At 65.3% G+C, this 16,326-nt stretch carries 14 protein-coding genes; 4 read left to right on the top strand and 10 right to left on the bottom strand.

Going from position 1 to position 16,326, the window contains the following annotated elements; all coding sequences use genetic code 11:
• The 5 genes from N5D53_RS24475 to N5D53_RS24495 form a co-directional block, all read right to left on the bottom strand.
• The coding region (locus N5D53_RS24475) for a tetratricopeptide repeat protein (protein ID WP_279840979.1) at positions 1–1,487 on the bottom strand (1,487 nt) is incomplete at its 3' end.
• Positions 1,484–2,560: a VWA domain-containing protein gene (locus N5D53_RS24480; RefSeq protein ID WP_010953038.1), complete on the bottom strand. Its 1,077-nt coding sequence runs from the start codon at positions 2,558–2,560 to the stop codon at positions 1,484–1,486. The genes N5D53_RS24475 and N5D53_RS24480, both read right to left, overlap by 4 nt.
• The gene (locus N5D53_RS24485; protein WP_010953039.1) at positions 2,553–3,047 is read right to left on the bottom strand and encodes a DUF4381 domain-containing protein; all 495 of its coding nucleotides are present in this window, start codon (positions 3,045–3,047) and stop codon (positions 2,553–2,555) included. The genes N5D53_RS24480 and N5D53_RS24485 overlap by 8 nt, the downstream gene beginning before the upstream one ends.
• The gene (locus N5D53_RS24490; protein WP_014591862.1) at positions 3,044–3,988 is read right to left on the bottom strand and encodes a DUF58 domain-containing protein; all 945 of its coding nucleotides are present in this window, start codon (positions 3,986–3,988) and stop codon (positions 3,044–3,046) included. Before N5D53_RS24490 ends, N5D53_RS24485 begins: the two co-directional genes overlap by 4 nt.
• Before the next feature lie 4 nt (positions 3,989–3,992).
• Positions 3,993–4,952 carry a MoxR family ATPase gene (locus tag N5D53_RS24495; RefSeq protein WP_003247242.1) on the bottom strand — a complete coding sequence of 320 codons (960 nt, stop codon included), beginning with the start codon at positions 4,950–4,952 and terminating at the stop codon, positions 3,993–3,995.
• A 228-nt stretch (positions 4,953–5,180) separates the two neighbouring features.
• On the opposite strand from N5D53_RS24495, the gene N5D53_RS24500 reads away from it, so the two are divergent.
• Positions 5,181–6,491: a DUF2235 domain-containing protein gene (locus N5D53_RS24500; protein ID WP_279840980.1), complete on the top strand. Its 1,311-nt coding sequence runs from the start codon at positions 5,181–5,183 to the stop codon at positions 6,489–6,491.
• Positions 6,492–6,526: 35 nt separating this feature from the next.
• Here the strand turns inward: N5D53_RS24500 and N5D53_RS24505 are convergent, their stop codons facing one another.
• The 4 genes from N5D53_RS24505 to N5D53_RS24520 all read right to left on the bottom strand — a co-directional run bounded on the left by N5D53_RS24505 (position 6,527) and on the right by N5D53_RS24520 (position 10,882).
• A complete protein-coding gene (locus N5D53_RS24505) occupies positions 6,527–7,744 on the bottom strand; it encodes an MFS transporter (protein WP_104887265.1) in 1,218 nt (405 codons plus the stop codon).
• A gap of 59 nt (positions 7,745–7,803) precedes the next feature.
• Positions 7,804–9,018: a benzoate/H(+) symporter BenE family transporter gene (locus tag N5D53_RS24510; protein ID WP_104887266.1), complete on the bottom strand. Its 1,215-nt coding sequence runs from the start codon at positions 9,016–9,018 to the stop codon at positions 7,804–7,806.
• A gap of 149 nt (positions 9,019–9,167) precedes the next feature.
• Positions 9,168–10,055 (bottom strand): dihydrodipicolinate synthase family protein, encoded by an 888-nt coding sequence (locus tag N5D53_RS24515; RefSeq protein ID WP_003247248.1) that lies wholly within the window; start codon positions 10,053–10,055, stop codon positions 9,168–9,170.
• 44 nt (positions 10,056–10,099) lie between these two features.
• Entirely contained in the window at positions 10,100–10,882 is a 783-nt protein-coding gene (locus N5D53_RS24520) for an aldolase (protein ID WP_003247249.1), read from the bottom strand.
• A 245-nt stretch (positions 10,883–11,127) separates the two neighbouring features.
• Between N5D53_RS24520 and N5D53_RS24525 the strand changes: the two genes are divergently transcribed.
• The 3 genes from N5D53_RS24525 to N5D53_RS24535 all read left to right on the top strand — a co-directional run bounded on the left by N5D53_RS24525 (position 11,128) and on the right by N5D53_RS24535 (position 15,214).
• Entirely contained in the window at positions 11,128–12,675 is a 1,548-nt protein-coding gene (locus N5D53_RS24525) for an AMP-binding protein (RefSeq protein ID WP_033725201.1), read from the top strand.
• A 14-nt stretch (positions 12,676–12,689) separates the two neighbouring features.
• Complete coding sequence (locus N5D53_RS24530; protein ID WP_020191767.1) at positions 12,690–13,856, top strand: acyl-CoA dehydrogenase family protein; 1,167 nt, start codon at positions 12,690–12,692, stop codon at positions 13,854–13,856.
• A gap of 104 nt (positions 13,857–13,960) precedes the next feature.
• The gene (locus N5D53_RS24535; protein ID WP_190870154.1) at positions 13,961–15,214 is read left to right on the top strand and encodes an MFS transporter; all 1,254 of its coding nucleotides are present in this window, start codon (positions 13,961–13,963) and stop codon (positions 15,212–15,214) included.
• A gap of 12 nt (positions 15,215–15,226) precedes the next feature.
• Here the strand turns inward: N5D53_RS24535 and N5D53_RS24540 are convergent, their stop codons facing one another.
• Complete coding sequence (locus N5D53_RS24540; protein WP_003247253.1) at positions 15,227–16,171, bottom strand: LysR family transcriptional regulator; 945 nt, start codon at positions 16,169–16,171, stop codon at positions 15,227–15,229.
• Positions 16,172–16,326 lie beyond the last annotated feature (155 nt).

Here is a 16,326-nt window from a genome sequence, read left to right on the forward strand (position 1 = left end):
CTGGCCTGTTGGTCGTCGCCGGGTGTGCCTTGGGCTGGGCTGCTGGCCGAGCTGCTGTTGCCTTCGGTTTCGCTGCCGGGCGTGTCTTGGGCATCGTTGCCGGGCGGTTGTTCCTCGGCCTTGGCTTCACGTTGCTGCAGCAGTTGCTGCACCAGCGCCTGGTTGTCCAGCGCGGCCTGCAGGTCGGGCTGACGCTCCAGGGCTTGCTCGTAGGCATCCAGGGCGGCTTCCAGCTCGCCACTGAGGGCCAGGGCATTGCCTCGATTGTAGTGGGCTGCTGCAGTGTCGCCTTGGGAAAATGCCTCGGCGGCACCGGCATAGTCGCCGGCCTGGTACAGGGCCATGCCGCGCCATTGCGGGTTCTGGAAGTGACGCGCAGCGCTGGCCGGGCGGTTTTGCTCCAGCAGCATCTGGCCTTGCTGGTCGGGACGCAGCCACAGGTCGTTGAGCTCGAAAGCCTGGCCAGGCTGCGGCAAGGCCAGCAGCAGCGGCAGGCAGAACAGCCAGCCGCGCCGGCCGGCGCAGGCGGCCAGCAGCAACAACGGAATCAGCAGCCAGTAACCTTGGTCGGCCCAGCTGTCCAGTTGCAGGGTCTGGCCGTCATTGCGCCCGCTCCGCGGGTTGTCGAACAGGCCCAGGCCACGCAGGTCGAGGTCGTCGATGCGGGCGTGCCGGTAGCGCCCGCCCGTGCCGCTGATAAAACCCTTCAGGCTGGCGCTGTCCAGGCGAGGCAAGAGGATGCCGCCCTGGTCGTCTTTAAGGTATTCGCCATTGGCCTGGCGCACCGGGGCGCCTTCGCGGCTGCCGATGCCCAGCATCAGCAGGCTTGGGCCCTGGCGGCCGAGGGCCTGGCTGATGCCCTGGCGCTCGGCGGCGCTGAGCGCCGAGCCTACCAGCAGCAGGCGGCCTTGGCCGAGGCCGCTCTGGGCCAGGAGCGCCAGGCCTTTTTGCACGGCCAGGTCGGCACGCTGGCCGGGTTTTGGCATGATCGACGGGTCGATGGCCTCGAGCAAATTGCGGGTGGTGGCCAGGTCGTCGGACAGCGGCACCAGGGTGTGCGCGGAGCCGGCATACACCACCAGCGCCGTCTGGCTGTCGCGGCGGTGTTCAAGCAGGTCGAGGATCTTGCGCCGGGCCTGTTCCAGGCGGTTGGGCGGGCTGTCCTCGGCGAGCATTTGCGGGGTCAGTTCGAGCAGGATCACCAGGGGGTCGGCCGGGCGCTGACGGCTTTCTTCCAGCCGCTGCCAGCTGGGCCCGAGCAGCGCCAGGATCACCAGTAACCAGGCAAGGCCCAGCGCCACCCACGGCAGTTTGCTGGTGCTGCCGCTGCCGCCACCCAGCAGCACACCGTGGAAGGCAGGCGGCAGAATCATCTGCCAGCGCCCGGCGCGCTTGCGCCGGTGCCACAGCTTGTACAGCAGCCAGCCGAGCACGGGAACCGCCAGCAGCCAGAGCGGGCGCAGCCATTGGGGCCACAAGTCGATCATCGCCGCCTCCTTAAACGCAGGCGCTTCAAGCGCTGGCGCCATTCCGGGTGCGGCTGCAGGAAGCGCGGCTTGCGCAGCAGGCGCTGCAACAGGTTGTCGGGCCACTGCACGGCCACCACCAGCAGTACGCTGAGCAGCAGCGCCAGCGCCAGGGGCCAGGCGTACAGGGCCTGGGCTGTGCGTGCCTGGGTCGGTTGCTGGGCCACTGGTTCCAGTTGGTCGAGGGTATCGCCGATAGCGTCCAGTTCGGCGCCGTCATGGGCGCGGAAATAGGCGCCGTGGGTGATGTCGGCAATTTCCTTGAGCGCGGCTTCGTCCAGGTCCAGGCTCGGGTTGAGGCCGAGCAGGCCTGGGGTGCCACTGGCTTCGGGGTTGGCGCCGATACCGATGGTGTAGATGCGCACGCCTTCCTGGGCCGCCAGGCGGGCGGCTGTCAGCGGGTGAATCTGCCCGCCGTTGTTGGCGCCGTCCGTGATCAGCACCAGCACCCGGCTTTGTGCCGGGCGTTCGCGCAGGCGTTTGACTGCCAGGCCAATGGCGTCGCCGATGGCGGTGTTCTTGCCTGCGATGCCGATCTGCGCCTCGATGAGGAAGGTGCGCACGGTGCGCCGGTCAAAGGTGAGCGGCGCCTGCAGGTAGGCCTGGCTGCCGAACAGGATCAGGCCCACGCGGTCGCCTTCACGGTCTTGCAGGAAGTCGCCCATCAGCGCCTTGACCAGGTCGAGGCGGCTGATGTCCTCGTTCTGCCACTGCATGTCGGGGAAGTCCATCGACCCGGACACGTCCACCGCCACCAGCAGGTCGCGGCCGCTGGCGGCGATCGGCACGGGTTCGCCCAGCCATTGCGGGCGAGCGGCGGCGCACAGCAGCAACAGCCAGATGACGACGAACGGTGCCTGCTGGCGCCAGGTGGGCAGGTTGAGCCGCGCGCGGCGCCCGGCCAGGCCTTCCAGCTCGTTGAGGAAACCCACCTTGAGCACGGGCTCACCACTGTCGGCTGCGGGCAGCAGCAGGCGCGCCAGCCATGGCAGCGGCAACAGGGCGAAGACCCACGGCCAGGCCAGTTCAAACATGCTTGCGGATCCAGATTTCGACGGCTTGGCTGAGCCCGGCGATGGCCTTGTCGTCGAGCTTGCACTCGGGTTTATAGGCGCCTTCTACCAGTACCATCCAGCGGGTCAGGCCGGCGGCCGGGCAGCGGTTATCCAGAAAGGCCAGCCACTCGCGGCCGTTGAGGGTGTGGCTGTTGGCGCCTGGGTAGTGATTGCGACACAGGCGCTTGAGCAGGGCGTTGATCTGTTGCAGCCAGGCGCCGGCCGGGGCGCCGTCATACGGGCGTGGCAGGCGGGCCAGCTCGGCCAAGGCCTCCAGGCGCACCGGGTCCAGGGGTTGTTCGGCGCGCACGATGCGGCGTTTGCCCGGGCGCCAGCGGCGCAGCCGCCACAGGCCCCAGCCCAGGAGTGGCAGGACGGCCAGCAGCAGCCACCAACCCGGTGCGGGTGGCCACAGGCTGACCGGTGCCGGGGCGATCAGTGGGTGCAACTGGTCGAGCGGGTTCATGACGCGCTCCGTGGCCGCTGGGCGTTCAGGTACTCGCGCAGTTGTTCGACCATTTCACTTTGCGTGCTCAGAGGCATCAGCACCACCCTCAGCTTTTGCGCCATCAGCTCCCAGCGCTCGATGCGGGCTTCGGCCTGCTGGCGGTAGGCCTGGCGCAGGTTGGCGTCGAGGGTATCGAGCTCCAGCTGGGCACTGCGCTGGGCGAAGCGCAGCAGGCCGGCGGCGGGCAACGCGTGGTCGAGCGGGTCGGATACCGGCAGCAACAGCAGGTCGCAATGCCGTGAGAGCATGGCCAGGTGCTGTTCCACCTGGGCGCTGAGCGAGCGTTCATCGCAGATCACGATGGCCAGGCTGCCGGGGCGCAGCACTTCGCGGGCGCGGCGCAGGGCCAGGCCGAGGCTGTCGGCCCCGGGTATGGCTTCGGTGTGCAGTGACTGGTTGACCTTTGCCAAGCGGTTGAGCAGTTGCAGCAGGCTCTGTTTGCTGCGTCGGGGCTTGATTTCGTGGTGTTCGTTGTCGCCGAACACCAGGCCGCCGATGCGGTCGTTGTGGCCCAGCGCTGCCCAGCCGAACAGCGCCGCAGCCTGGGCCGCCAGCACGGACTTGAACATCAGCCCTGAGCCGAAGAAAAGCCGTTGGCTTTGCTCGACGAGGATGAAGATCGGCCGCTCGCGTTCTTCGTGGAACAGCTTGGTGTGCGGCTCCTGGGTACGCGCAGTGACACGCCAGTCGATGTTGCGCACATCATCGCCGGCCTGGTAAACGCGCACCTGGTCGAAGTCCACGCCGCGCCCGCGCAGCCTGGAATGGTGCAGGCCCACCAGTGGGCTGCGCTGGCCGGGCTTGGAAAACAGCTGGATTTCGCGCACGCGGTGGCGCATGTCGATCAGCTCGGCAAGGCCAATGCGGATGCCGTGTTCGGCCAGCTGCGCAGTGGGCATGGGTTCAGGCAACGGCGACGACGTCGAGGATGCGCTGGACCACGCGGTCCTGGTCGATCCCTGCCGCCTCGGCCTCGAAGGAGAGAATGATGCGGTGGCGCAGAACGTCGAACAGCACGGCCTGGATGTCTTCGGGGCTGACGAAGTCGCGCCCGGCCAGCCAGGCATGGGCACGCGCGCAGCGGTCCAGCGAGATGGAGCCACGCGGGCTGGCGCCGTAGGCTATCCAGTCGGCCAGCTCGGTGTCGAACTTGGCCGGGGTGCGGGTGGCCATGACCAGCTGCACCAGGTATTCCTCCACTGCGTCGGCCATGTACAGGCCAAGGATTTCCTTGCGCGCGGCGAAGATGGCCTGCTGGCTGACCCGGCGCTCAGGCTTGGTCTCGCCGCCCAGGGCTTCACCCCGAGCCTGCGCCAGGATACGCCGCTCTACGGCGGCGTCGGGGAAGCCGATTTTTACATGCATCAGGAAGCGGTCGAGCTGGGCTTCGGGCAGCGGGTAGGTGCCTTCCTGCTCGATCGGGTTCTGCGTGGCCATGACCAGAAACAGCGGCGACAGGTCATAGGTGCTGCGGCCCACGCTGACCTGGCGCTCGGCCATGGCTTCGAGCAGCGCCGACTGCACCTTGGCCGGTGCGCGGTTGATTTCGTCGGCCAGCACCAGGTTATGGAAGATAGGCCCCTGCTGGAACACGAAGCTGCCGGTTTCCGGGCGGTAAATCTCCGTGCCGGTGATGTCGGCCGGGAGCAGGTCGGGGGTGAACTGGATGCGATGGAACTGCGCTTCGATGCCTTCTGCGAGTTCTTTGATGGCTTTGGTCTTGGCCAGGCCCGGTGCCCCTTCGACCAGCATGTGGCCGTCGGCCAGCAGCACGATCAACAGCCGTTCGACCAGTTTTTCCTGGCCTAGGATCTGGGTAGAAAGAAAAGTGCGCAGCGCGATCAGCGCTTCACGGTGTTCCATCGGCGACGGTTCCTGGTAGGGGGCCTGAGGCGGCGCGAGGCAGCAGCCTTGGCAAGGGGGGATACTTTAATCTATCCGGGGGGGCGACCACCAATGGCGGCGGGTAAATTTATCGTTGCAGACGGGCCTGCGGGCAAAGAAATGTCCCACGCATGGCTGGCCTTTGCCTGATGGTCCGTGACGGCGTGCTGGCGCCTGCTTGTGCTTTTCGGACAAGCAGGAGGCACGATGATGAAAATGAGCAGCGCCAGCACGGCAAACCTTACGCCGGTCACCCTGCGTTTTGGCGTGTTCTTCGATGGCACCGGAAACAACCTGCACAATGCCACGGCGGAGGGTGAGCAGGGTGACAAGGGCGGCAGCTATGGCAACGCCTTGAGCAATGTGGCCCTGTTGCATGCGTTGTATCCGGCTGATGCGGTCTATGCCGACGGGCCGCAGGCGTTCTTGAAGCGCTATGTGGAAGGCGTGGGCACGCTGGCGGGTGAAGCCGACCATGTCTACGCCTCGGCCACCGGGCATGGGCGCACAGGGGCCGAGGCCCGGGTTGCCGAGGCGTTGCAGGGAATGGCCGAGCAACTGCAGGCATGGCGCCAGGCGCATCCGCAGGCGACGCTGGAAGGGGTCGAGTTCGATCTTTTCGGTTTCAGCCGCGGCGCGGCAGCGGTGCGGCATCTGGCCAACCTGCTGCACGAGGGCGCGGGCGGGCTGTTGTCGTTGGCGTGCAAAACCTCGATCAACTTTATCGGCCTGTTCGACACCGTGGCGGCGATCATCGCGCCCTTACAGGGTGACTTCGACCCTGCAGACGGCCGCCACGGTGGCCTGCGCCTGGGCCTGGGTGCGGATATTGCCCGGCACGTGGTGCAGCTGGTGGCCGAGGACGAGCGGCGGCATAACTTCCCCCTGGTGCGCAGTGGCCACGACATCGTGCTGCCGGGCGTGCACTCGAATATTGGGGGTGGTTACCCGGAGACCCTTCTGGAGCAGGTGCTGCTGTGCAAGCCGCAGTCCCAGTGCGTGCCTGCCGGCACGCGTGTCGAGCAGTGCCGCGTACATGCCAAGGTGAGTGCCTTGCTGGCTTCGACGTTTGCCGATATGGGCGAACCCAGGCCGCAAGTGATGACCTGGGAGGAGCCGATTGCGGGCGGGCGGCGGGACGAGGCGCAAAAGCAGGTCTATGCGGCGGTGTACCGGGAGCGGCACGTGGCGGGGCACTTGTCCCGGGTGTACTTGAGCGTGATGCGGGCGTTGGCGGTGCGCGCTGGCGTGCCGTTTGCCCCGTTGGGGGCGCAGGCAGAGCATCGGCTGCCGGATGAGTTGTCGGGCATCAGCCGCAAATTGCATGCGTTCGCCTTGGGGGAAACTGGCCAGGTGGGGTTGAGCGAGGAAGAACAGCGGTTGCTGCGCGACAGATACGTGCATGCGTCAGCGAACTGGAACGCCCTGAAGGGCTTGCGCAACAGTGTGCTTGATGTGCTGTTCGTCAATCGGCCGGGGGCAGGCGGGCGCGTGGTGCATGCCAACCCGGCGCAATGAATGACTGATCCTGGCCTGGCAATGCTGCACCGGGCCTACAGGGCGCGCGCCAGCTGTTCAGTCGCGCGCCTTCTGGCTGAATACATCTCCTGTGCCAGGGTCAGCAGCACCGTCAGCAGCATGAACACCACCGATGCGATGAAAATCCCGTTGGGCAGGCGCTGATCGAGCATCCAGCCGAATGCCACCGGCCCGATGGCACCGCCGACGTTGAACCCGGTCGACACCAGGCCGAAGGTTTTGCCCTCGGCCCCGGGTGGCGCCGCCGCCTTGACCAGCATGTCCCGTGATGGGGCGATGACCCCGGTGAGCAAGCCGATGGCACCCAGTACGACCACCAATGCCCAGCCCTGCAGCAGCCCCAGCGCCACCAGTGCAGTCAGCGCAGCCGCCAGCGCGAAGGCCAGTGCCGCCACCAGGCCATGGCGCCGGGTACGGTCGGCCAAAGCGCCCCCGCACAGCACGCCGGCTGCGCTGCTCAGCAGGAAAGCGGTGAGCGCGGCGTTGGCCCAGGCCAGTGTCAGGCCTTGGCCCTGGACCAGGGCGGCTACGGAGAACTTCTCGATGGCACTGGTGCTCAGGTTGAGCAGGATGAACAGCACCGTCAGCACGCCGATCATGGGTGTGAACAAGCGTACCCGGCCTGTTGCTGCGGCCGGGCCTGCGCCTTGTGGGTTGGCAGGCCTGGCGACCCGGTACACGCCGCTGCCGGGTATCGATATCAGCAGCAACGCGGCTACCCCGAATACCGCGCCCGCCGCCAGGGCTGCCCGCGTGCCGAACGCTGCGGCGATGCCGAGAAATACGGCTGGGGTAACGGCCGAACCGAGGAAACCGGCAAAGGTATGAATAGAGAACGACCGCCCCAGGCGTGCGGGCTCGATGCCGTTGGCCAGCAGCGCATAGTCGGCCGGGTGGTACACACCATTGGCCAGGCCAGCCATGGCCATCGCCACCAGCAATACCGCATACCCGGGGCTGGCCGCCAGCAGCACGAAGCTGAGGCTGCCCAGCAACAGCCCGGCCTTGAGCACTTTACGTGCACCATAGTGGTCGACGGCATAACCCAGCGGGGCCTGTACCAGCGCGGAGACGATGTTGAACACCGCCAGGGCTACGCCCAGCTCTACGAAGCCCACGCCCAGCAGGCTGGGCAGCACGGGCAGTAGCGCCGGGATCAGCATGATGTGCACGTGGCTGACGAAGTGCACGGCAGCAATTTGGGTCAGCAGCTTGGGGCCAGCGTGGGGCATGTCGATACCTGTTGAACAGCGTGCGCCCCTGGCGCACGGCAAGGTGGTGGAAAGCTCGCTTAGCGGGAGGCGCCGCGCAAACCGGGCAGGCGACCGTTCAGGACAACATGGGCCAGCAGACCAATGACCAGGCCCCAGAAAGCCCCGCCAATGCCCAACAGGCTGATGTTGGCCGCCGCCGCCAGGAAGGTGATCAGTGCTGACTCGCGTGAACGGGCATCGGCCAGGGCGCTGGCCAGGCTGGCGCCGATGGTGCCCAGCAGGGCAAGGCCCGCCAGGGTGGTGATAAAGGTGCCCGGCAGGGCCATGAAGACACTCGCCAGCGTGACCCCGAACACCCCGACGAGGATGTAGCAGACACCGGCAGCGATACCCGCCACCCAACGCTTGTCCGGGTTTTCATGGGCTTCCTTGCCGGTGCAGATGGCCGCGGTGATGGCCGCGATGTTGAACGCGTGTGAACCGAAGGGCGCCATCAGCAACGAGCCCATGCCGGTGACGGCGACAATAGGGTTGGCGCTGGTCTTGAAACCATCGTTGCGCAGCACCAGCATGCCGGGCATGTACTGGCCGGTGAGGGTGATCAGGAACAATGGCAGGGCCACGCTGAGGGCCGCGTTGAGGGAGAAGGTGGGCGCGGTGAAAACCGGTGAGGCAAATTCCAGCCGCAACGTGGTCAGGCCCACTTGCCCCTGCAGCAACAGGTACCCCAGGCCCAGCAGCAGTATCGCGACCACGGCGTAACGGGCGGTGAAGCGTTTGAAGGTCACATACGCTGCAATCAGCAACCCGGCTAGGGTGGGGTCGACCGACAGGCTGGCAAAGGCACCGATGCCGAACTGCAGCAGGATGCCGGCCAGCAGGCCGGCGGCAATGCCGCCGGGCACGACGCGCACCAGCCGCTCGAAGCACCCGCTCAGCCCCAGCACCACGAAGCCGGCGGCCGACAGCAGGTAGGCACCTATGGCCTCGCTGTAGGGCACGCTGGCCAGGGCGGTGACCAGGAACGCGGCGGCTGGCGTGGACCAGGCTGTGATGACCGGCTCGCGGCTGTACCAGGACAATGCCAGGCCGCTGAGGCCGACGCCGATCGACACCGCCCAGACCCACGATGATGTCAGCTCCGGGCTCAGCCCGGCCACTTTGGCCGCCTGGAACACCAGGATGAACGTGCCGCCGTAGTTGACGATCACCGAAACGAGTCCGGCAATCACCGGGTGAAGGATGTCTGTCAGCCTGAGCGGGGTTGCAGAGCTTTGAGCAGGCGCGTCCATGGTTGCCTCTGGTAATGGTCAGATGAGGAGCAGTTTTGTGCGGCGAAGGGGTAATCCGACTGCAGCGTCATTGGCCCGTTCGCAGCCCAAGGCTGTTCCTGAAGAAAAAGGCTGCCCGACAGCGACAGGCTGCCGGGCAGGTTTGGGCATCAGTTGGTCAGCGCCACCAGCAGGTTTTTCAGGTGGTTGCTGCCTTGCGCATCCAGCGGCTGCAGGGGCAGGCGTGGGGCGCCGACATCCTGGCCGAGCATTTTCAGGCCGGCCTTGATGGTGGTCGGCAGGCCACGGCGGGTGATGTACTCCAGCAGCTCGTACTGGCGGTAGAACAACGCACGGGCTTCGGCCAGATCGCCTTGTTGTACGGCGTCCCACAGCGCCAGGTTGAGTGCCGGGATCAGGTTGGGCGCGGCGGTACACCAGCCCGTGGCGCCGGCCACCAAGGCTTCCAGGGTCAGCGGGTTGCAACCGTTGTAGAACGCCACCTGCCCATCTGTAGCCGTGAACAGGCGGTGCATGCGCTGGATGTCACCGGTGCTTTCCTTGACCATGGTCACATTGGGCACTTCGCCGAGGATACGCAGGATCAGCTCCACCGACAGGTCGGTGCCGCTGGTGCCCGGGTTGTTGTAGAGCATGATCGGAATGTCGATGGCGGCGCCGACCGCCTTGTAGTGGGCGACCACTTCGGCTTCGGTGAGCTTCCAGTAAGAGATGGGCAGCACCATCACTGCCGTAGCACCGCAGGCCTGTGCCAGGCGGGCACGCTGCACGGTGCGGGCGGTGGTCAGGTCGGAGACGCTGACCACGCTGGGTACGCGCCCGGCAATGCGTGCCTGGCTGAAGCGCACCACGGTTTCCCATTCGCTATCGGACAGGTAAGCCCCTTCGCCGGTGCTGCCCAGCGGCGCGATGGCGTGCACGCCGTCTGCGATCAGGCTATCGATGGACGTGCCCAAGGCATCCAGGTCGAGTGTGCCGTCTGCCGTGAAGGGAGTGATGGTGTAGCCGATAACGCCGCGAATTACAGGTGTAGACATGACCAGGCACCTTTGCCGTTGTTGAGGAAAGAGTACAGCTTCGATCAGCCCAGGCAGTCGCCATGGGCACGCAAGGCACGGCGCGCGTAGTAGCTGAAGGCAGCACCGTGACGTTTGGGGGTGGAAATCCAGTCGTGGGCCTCTTTGCCCAGTGCTTCGGGGATGGGGCGGATGTCACCGGCGCCCATGGCCAGCAGTTGCATCTTTGCTGCGCGCTCGAACAGCAGGGCGAGCACGCAGGCTTCCTCGATCGAACGCCCAGCGATCAGCAGGCCATGATGGGAAAGCAGGATTGCGCGCTTGTCGCCAATCGCGTTCGCGATGATTTCGCCTTCTTCGTTGCCCACCGGTACACCGGGCCATTCCTTGAGGAATGCACAGTCGTCGAACAGGGGGCACAGGTCCATGTGCGAGATGGCCAGCGGAACTTCCAGCATCGACAAGGCGGCGCTGTGCAGCGGGTGGGTGTGGATGATGCAGTTGACGTCGGGGCGGGCGCGGTACAGCCAGCTGTGGAAGCGGTTGGCCGGGTTGGCCATGCCATGGCCTTGCAGCACCGTCAGGTCTTCGTCCACCACCAGCAGGTTGGAAGCGGCGATTTCGTCGAAGCCAAGCCCCAGTTGTTGGGTGTAGTAGGTGCCAGGTTCCTGCGCACGCGCAGTGATCTGCCCGGCCAAGCCAGAGTCGTGGCCGCCGTCGAACAGGATACGGCAGGTGAGGGCGAGCTTTTGTCGCACGGTGTAGGTGTTGTCGGTCAGCGCCGTCAGCATCTGTTGCTGGGCGAGTTTGACAAGCTGGTCCTTGGGGGTGTGCATGGTGGTCGTCATGGGCGGTACCTGCAGGGGGTTGAGACTAGGGATGGCTGATCGGCGTGGAGGCGACGCCAGGACACGGCGTTGATCATAATGACACAAGGTGTCATATGCAAGCGATGTGTCATCCTTGCCTCAGGGCGTCAACCCATCAGTGCCAGCGCAATCTGTTATGGCGTGCATACGCAACTGGTATTACTTGCCCCGGCTTCACGCTGTTTAGCATCGATCGGGTCTTAACCGTCGACGAGAACAACAACGTGAACCTTGGAACCCTATCCAGTCGAAGTGCCAGATACTGGCCTGAACGTCTGGCGGTGATCGACCGCCACACCCGGCTGACCTTCGCTCAGCTCGAACAGCGGGCCAACCAGCTGGCCTCGGCCTTGCTGGCACAGGGCATCGCCACGGGCGAGCATGTCGCCATCCTGGCGCCCAACCGCGCCGAACTGGTGGAAGCAGAGGTGGCTTTCTACAAGGCCGGCCTGGTCAAGGTACCGGTCAATGCGCGCCTGGCACCGGATGAAGTGATTCAGGTGCTCAACGACGCCTGCAGTGTCGCGCTGATCGCCGATGCGCAACTCGCCCAGGCGTTGCTGGCCCGCAGGCAGGAGGTACCTGCGTTACGCTTGATCGTGACCTTGGGTGAGCGGGGCGGTGACATCACCTATGCCGCACTGCTGGCCCAAGGCAGTAGCCAGCCAATCAGCTGCGACCTGCCTGACGATGCCCTTGCCGTTTTGCATTACACCTCTGGCAGCTCTGGTGTGCTCAAGGCTGCGATGCTCAGCGTGGGCAACCGCAAGGCGCTTATCCGCAAGAGCCTCGCCAGCCCGACCCGTCGCGCCGCCCCGGGCGACGTGATGGCTCACGTCGGCCCTATCACCCATGCAAGCGGCATGCAGCTGATGCCACTGCTGGCGGTCGGTGCCTGCAACCTGCTGCTGGAGCGCTACGACGACCAGCTGTTGCTCGAGACCATCCAGCGCGAAGGCGTAACCCGCTTGTTCCTGGTGCCTGCCATGATCAATCGCCTGGTCAACTTCCCCGATGTCGAGCGCTACGACCTGAGCAGCTTGCGCCTGGTGATGTACGGTGCCGCGCCGATGGCACCAGCGCTGGTGAAGCGGGCCATCGAGGTATTCGGGCCGATCCTGGCCCAGGGTTACGGTGCTGGCGAGACCTGCTCGCTGGTAACCGTCCTGACCGAACAGGACCATTTGTGCGAGGGCGGCGACTACCGGCGCCTGGCTTCGTGCGGGCGTTGCTACTTCGAGACCGACCTGCGCGTGGTGAACGACCATTTCCAGGACGTCCAGCCGGGAGAGGTGGGCGAAATCGTAGTCAAGGGCCCGGACATCATGCAGGGCTACTGGCGCGCCCCCCACCTCACCGCCGAGGTGATGCGCGACGGCTACTACCTGACTGGCGACCTGGCCACGGTGGATGAGCAGGGGTATGTGTTCATCGTCGACCGCAAGAAAGAAATGATCATTTCCGGTGGCTTCAACATTTACCCCAGCGAGGTCGAGCAGGTGCTCTACAGCATGCCGCAGGTGTTCGAGGCGGCGGTGGTGGGGGTGCCCGACGAGCAGTGGGGCGAAGCGGTGCGGGCGGTGATCGTGCTCAAGCCGGGCATGGCCCTGCAGGAGCAGGACGTCATCGAACATTGCGCCCAGGCCCTGGCCGGTTTCAAGAAACCACGTGCCGTGGACTTCGTCAGCGAGCTGCCGAAAAACCCCAACGGCAAGGTGGTGCGCCGGTTGATCCGTGACGCCTACTGGCAAAACAGCGAACGCCGTATCTGACACGAGGAACGACCATGTATCAGCCAAGCGAAAAGGCCCAGCAGATCATCGAGGCCATCAGTGGCTTCGTTCGCAACGAAATCCTGCCCCTGGAACAGCAAGCCGGCCTCAGTTGGGCAGAGCCGCACCCGCGGGCGGTGCTGCAGCAGGTATGGCAGCGTTCGTGCGAGCAGGGCTTCTACAACATCATGCTGCCCGAGGCGATAGGTGGCGCCGGGTTGAGCGTGTCAGACCTGTGTGCGGTCAAGGAAGCCACGGTGCTCACCGGCTCGATGCTGGCGCCGCATATTCTCGGCGAGCTTTCCGGGCCGCCCCGTATCGGCCATCTGTTCAAGGTGGCGAGCCCGACCCAGATCGAGGCGTTCCTGCAGCCGGTGTGCCGTGCCGAAAAGGCCGTGTGCTTCGCCCTGACTGAAAGCGAAGCCGGCTCTGATGCAACGGCGATCAAGACCTCCGCACGGCGGGAAGGTGAACACTATGTGCTCAATGGCGCCAAGCGCTACATTTCAGGGGCGCCCTATGCCGACATCGCCGTGCTGCTCGCGGTGACGGATCCCGGGCGCGGTGCCCAGGGGATTTCGGCGTTCTTCGTCGACCTGAGCGCACCGGGGGTAAGGGTTGAAAGCGATTATTCGGTCATGTCCGGCGGTGGTGCGCATGGCGACATCATTCTTGAGGACGTACGGGTGCCGGCGGCCAACCGCATTGGTGAGCAAGGGCAGGGCTTCAAGTTGGCGATGGGGCGCATCACCCTCAACCGCCTGCTGCATTGCCCCACCTTGCTGGGGCTGGCCGGCCTGGCCCTGAACCTCTCGATCGACTATGCCCGCACGCGCAAGCAGTTCGGCCAGCCTATCGCCATGTTCCAGTCGATCAACCACATGATCGCCGACATGGCCACCGAGCTGCATGCTGCACGCAGCATGGTCTACGCCACGGCAGCGGTGAATGACGCCGGCGGCAATATCCGCACCCAGGCCCCGATGTGCAAGCTGTTCGTTTCGGAGACGGCCTTCCGCATCGCCGATCGCGCCGTGCAGATACACGGCGGTGCCGGGCTGCTGCGTGGCAACCCGGTGGAGTGGATATTCCGTGCGACACGTATGATGCGCATTCTCACCGGAACCAGCGAGATCCAGCGCAACACCATCGCCAAGGGCGTGCTCATGCCTGAGCAATGACGCGGTATGCCCGGCCCGTAGCGGCCGGGTTCTCCAGACAAGAACAATAACGAGAGATCATCATGACTCATACTGACACCCCCGCACGTGCAGGCACGGCCTGGATGATTGCGGTACTGCTGGCGCTGTTGATGCTGGTGAACTTCCTGGACAAGGTGGTCATCGGCCTGGTGGCGGTGCCGATGTCCAGGGAACTGGGCTTGTCCCCTGCCGAGTTCGGCCTGGTAGGGGGCGCACTGCACTGGTTCTTCGCCATCTCGGCGGTGATAGGTGGCTTCATGGCCAATCGCCGGCCAACCCGTACCCTGCTGCTGGGGATGGGCGCGTTCTGGGCGCTTATCCAGTTGCCCATGTTGTTCGTCAGCTCGCTGTGGGCGATCGTCGCCTGCCGGGTGCTGCTGGGTATTGGCGAGGGACCGGCCTCACCGGTGGCTACACATGCCTTGTACAAGTGGTTCCCCAACGACCGTCGCAACCTTCCCGTGGCGCTGTTGCATACCGGCAGTGCGCTGGGGCTGCTGGTAGCCGGTGCCATGATTCCATGGATCAGTGTGCACTACGGCTGGCGCATGAACTTCATTGTGCTGGCGGTGATCGGCGCGGTGTGGTGCTTGCTGTGGTGGCGGCTGGGCAGCGAGGGCAACCTCGACCGCATTCGCCCGGGCCAGCTTGAAGAAGGGCAGGCCCCTGTTCCCTATCGTCGACTGCTCGGTGACCGCACGGTACTGGGCAACTACTTGTGCCACTTCGCCGCCAACTGGTCCCTGGCATTGACCCTGACCTGGGTACCGAGCTACCTGGAAACCGGGCTGGGTATCGACCCGATCATGACCGGCCAGGTGTTTGTTCTGTTCGTGGTGGTTACCACGCCGTTGAGCCTGTTCATGGCCTGGCTGTCACAGCGAATGATGCGTGCCGGGGTTGCCACGCGCTGGTCGCGCGGTGCGTTCGTTTCCGTGTGCCTGATCGCCAGCGGGCTGCTGTCGGCGGCATTGTTTCTGCCGGGTCTGAACAACGTCGAGCGGATCGTCAGCCTCACGTTCAGCGGCGGGCTGGCGCTGGTGATGTACTCCGTGGGGCCTGCCATGCTGGCGGAGTTCACGCCCAGCGGGCAGCGCGGCGGCATTCTGGCGATCGGCAACGGTATCGCCTCGTTGGCCGGGCTGTCGGCACCGGTGGTCACCGGTTTGCTGGTGCAGGGCGCCGGGGCCGGGCACACGGCAGGGTTTGGCCAGGGATTTCTGGTGTGCGGCGCGGTGCTGGTGATTGCCGGGCTGATCGGGCTGGCCTGGATGGACCCGCAGAAAACCCGGCAACGTCTGGTGCAGGTGGGCACGGCTGCGCCTGCCCAAGCGTGATGTGCACAGCGCTCAGAGGCTCTGCTCCGCCAGGGCCTCGCGCTCGATCAAGGTACCTTTCCAGCGCTCGCTGCGCACCGCATCCACCAGCAGTGCGCGCACCAGGTCGCGCATGCAGGCGGCGGCGAACGACAGCGGCTTGTGCTGCGAGTGGGCCAAGGCGATGGTGCGGGTGATGCGCGGTTCCACTATCAGCCGCGCGCTGGCAGGCGCGGCCAAATCCAGCAGCGGTGGCCAGTTGCTGATGGTGGCCGCCAGGCCAGCACGGACCAGGCTGGTGATACCGGGGGCAGACTGCTGTTCGTAGCTTGAGTCCAGTGTCACACCGGTTTCCATGGCAGCCTGCTCGATGCGCCTGCGCAAGTGCAGGCTACGGGGTGGCATTACCAGGCGGCTCGCTGCGGCCTCAGCCAAGGTGATGGGCGACTCGTCAGGCCCGTGCCCAGGCAGGCCGACCCAGTACAGGTCTTCGGAAAACACGGGCTCGGCGACCACATGGACAAGCTCTTCGGCGTTGGGCACCACGCCGAAATCCACCTTGCCCAGCTCGATCGCCTGGCCACCTTCGCGGCTCAGGCCATCCCATACGGTGAGCTTGATCCCCGGGAAGCGTGCCTGGGCCTGGGTAATGATGGCCGGCAACAACAGTGCCGAGGCAGTGGCGGGAATCGAGATGGCCACGTGCCCCTTGGGGTTGCCGCGGCTGGATTTCAGCTCGTCTTTCACCGAATCGAGCTGCTGCACGACCGATCGTGCCACTTCGTACAACTGCCGCCCGGCATCAGTCAGTTCGATACCGTCATGCTGGCGCGCCAGCAGTTGCATTTCCAGTTCGCTCTCCAGCAGGCCTATCTGTCGGCTCAAGGCCGGTTGGGCGATGAACGCCTGGCGTGCGGCATTGGAAAAACTGCCGGCTTCGACAATGGCGATCAAATAACGCAGCTGTTTCAAAGTCATCGTGATTCTCAGGCTATGCCGAAGTGATATGGCAACCATCGGGAGACGCTATTTGTTTCAGCCCCGGTGGCCTACTTAGTATCGGTAAGCAGCAAAACGAGGATAACAGAAACGTTCGAATAATTACCCAAGCCCTTGCCTGCAGGCCTTTGCGC

The organism is Pseudomonas sp. GD03862, assembly GCF_029840855.1.
Lineage (GTDB): Bacteria > Pseudomonadota > Gammaproteobacteria > Pseudomonadales > Pseudomonadaceae > Aquipseudomonas > Aquipseudomonas alloputida.

What these genes read in the sequence shown, in the direction of transcription:
- N5D53_RS24480 (WP_010953038.1), bottom strand. Translation starts at nt 2,560, where the DNA reads ATGTTTGAACTGGCCTGGCCGTGGGTCTTCGCCCTGTTGCCGCTGCCA.
- N5D53_RS24485 (WP_010953039.1), bottom strand. Translation starts at nt 3,047, where the DNA reads ATGAACCCGCTCGACCAGTTGCACCCACTGATCGCCCCGGCACCGGTC.
- N5D53_RS24490 (WP_014591862.1), bottom strand. Translation starts at nt 3,988, where the DNA reads ATGCCCACTGCGCAGCTGGCCGAACACGGCATCCGCATTGGCCTTGCC.
- N5D53_RS24495 (WP_003247242.1), bottom strand. Translation starts at nt 4,952, where the DNA reads ATGGAACACCGTGAAGCGCTGATCGCGCTGCGCACTTTTCTTTCTACC.
- N5D53_RS24500 (WP_279840980.1), top strand. Translation starts at nt 5,181, where the DNA reads ATGATGAAAATGAGCAGCGCCAGCACGGCAAACCTTACGCCGGTCACC.
- N5D53_RS24505 (WP_104887265.1), bottom strand. Translation starts at nt 7,744, where the DNA reads ATGCCCCACGCTGGCCCCAAGCTGCTGACCCAAATTGCTGCCGTGCAC.
- N5D53_RS24510 (WP_104887266.1), bottom strand. Translation starts at nt 9,018, where the DNA reads ATGGACGCGCCTGCTCAAAGCTCTGCAACCCCGCTCAGGCTGACAGAC.
- N5D53_RS24515 (WP_003247248.1), bottom strand. Translation starts at nt 10,055, where the DNA reads ATGTCTACACCTGTAATTCGCGGCGTTATCGGCTACACCATCACTCCC.
- N5D53_RS24520 (WP_003247249.1), bottom strand. Translation starts at nt 10,882, where the DNA reads ATGACGACCACCATGCACACCCCCAAGGACCAGCTTGTCAAACTCGCC.
- N5D53_RS24530 (WP_020191767.1), top strand. Translation starts at nt 12,690, where the DNA reads ATGTATCAGCCAAGCGAAAAGGCCCAGCAGATCATCGAGGCCATCAGT.
- N5D53_RS24535 (WP_190870154.1), top strand. Translation starts at nt 13,961, where the DNA reads ATGATTGCGGTACTGCTGGCGCTGTTGATGCTGGTGAACTTCCTGGAC.
- N5D53_RS24540 (WP_003247253.1), bottom strand. Translation starts at nt 16,171, where the DNA reads ATGACTTTGAAACAGCTGCGTTATTTGATCGCCATTGTCGAAGCCGGC.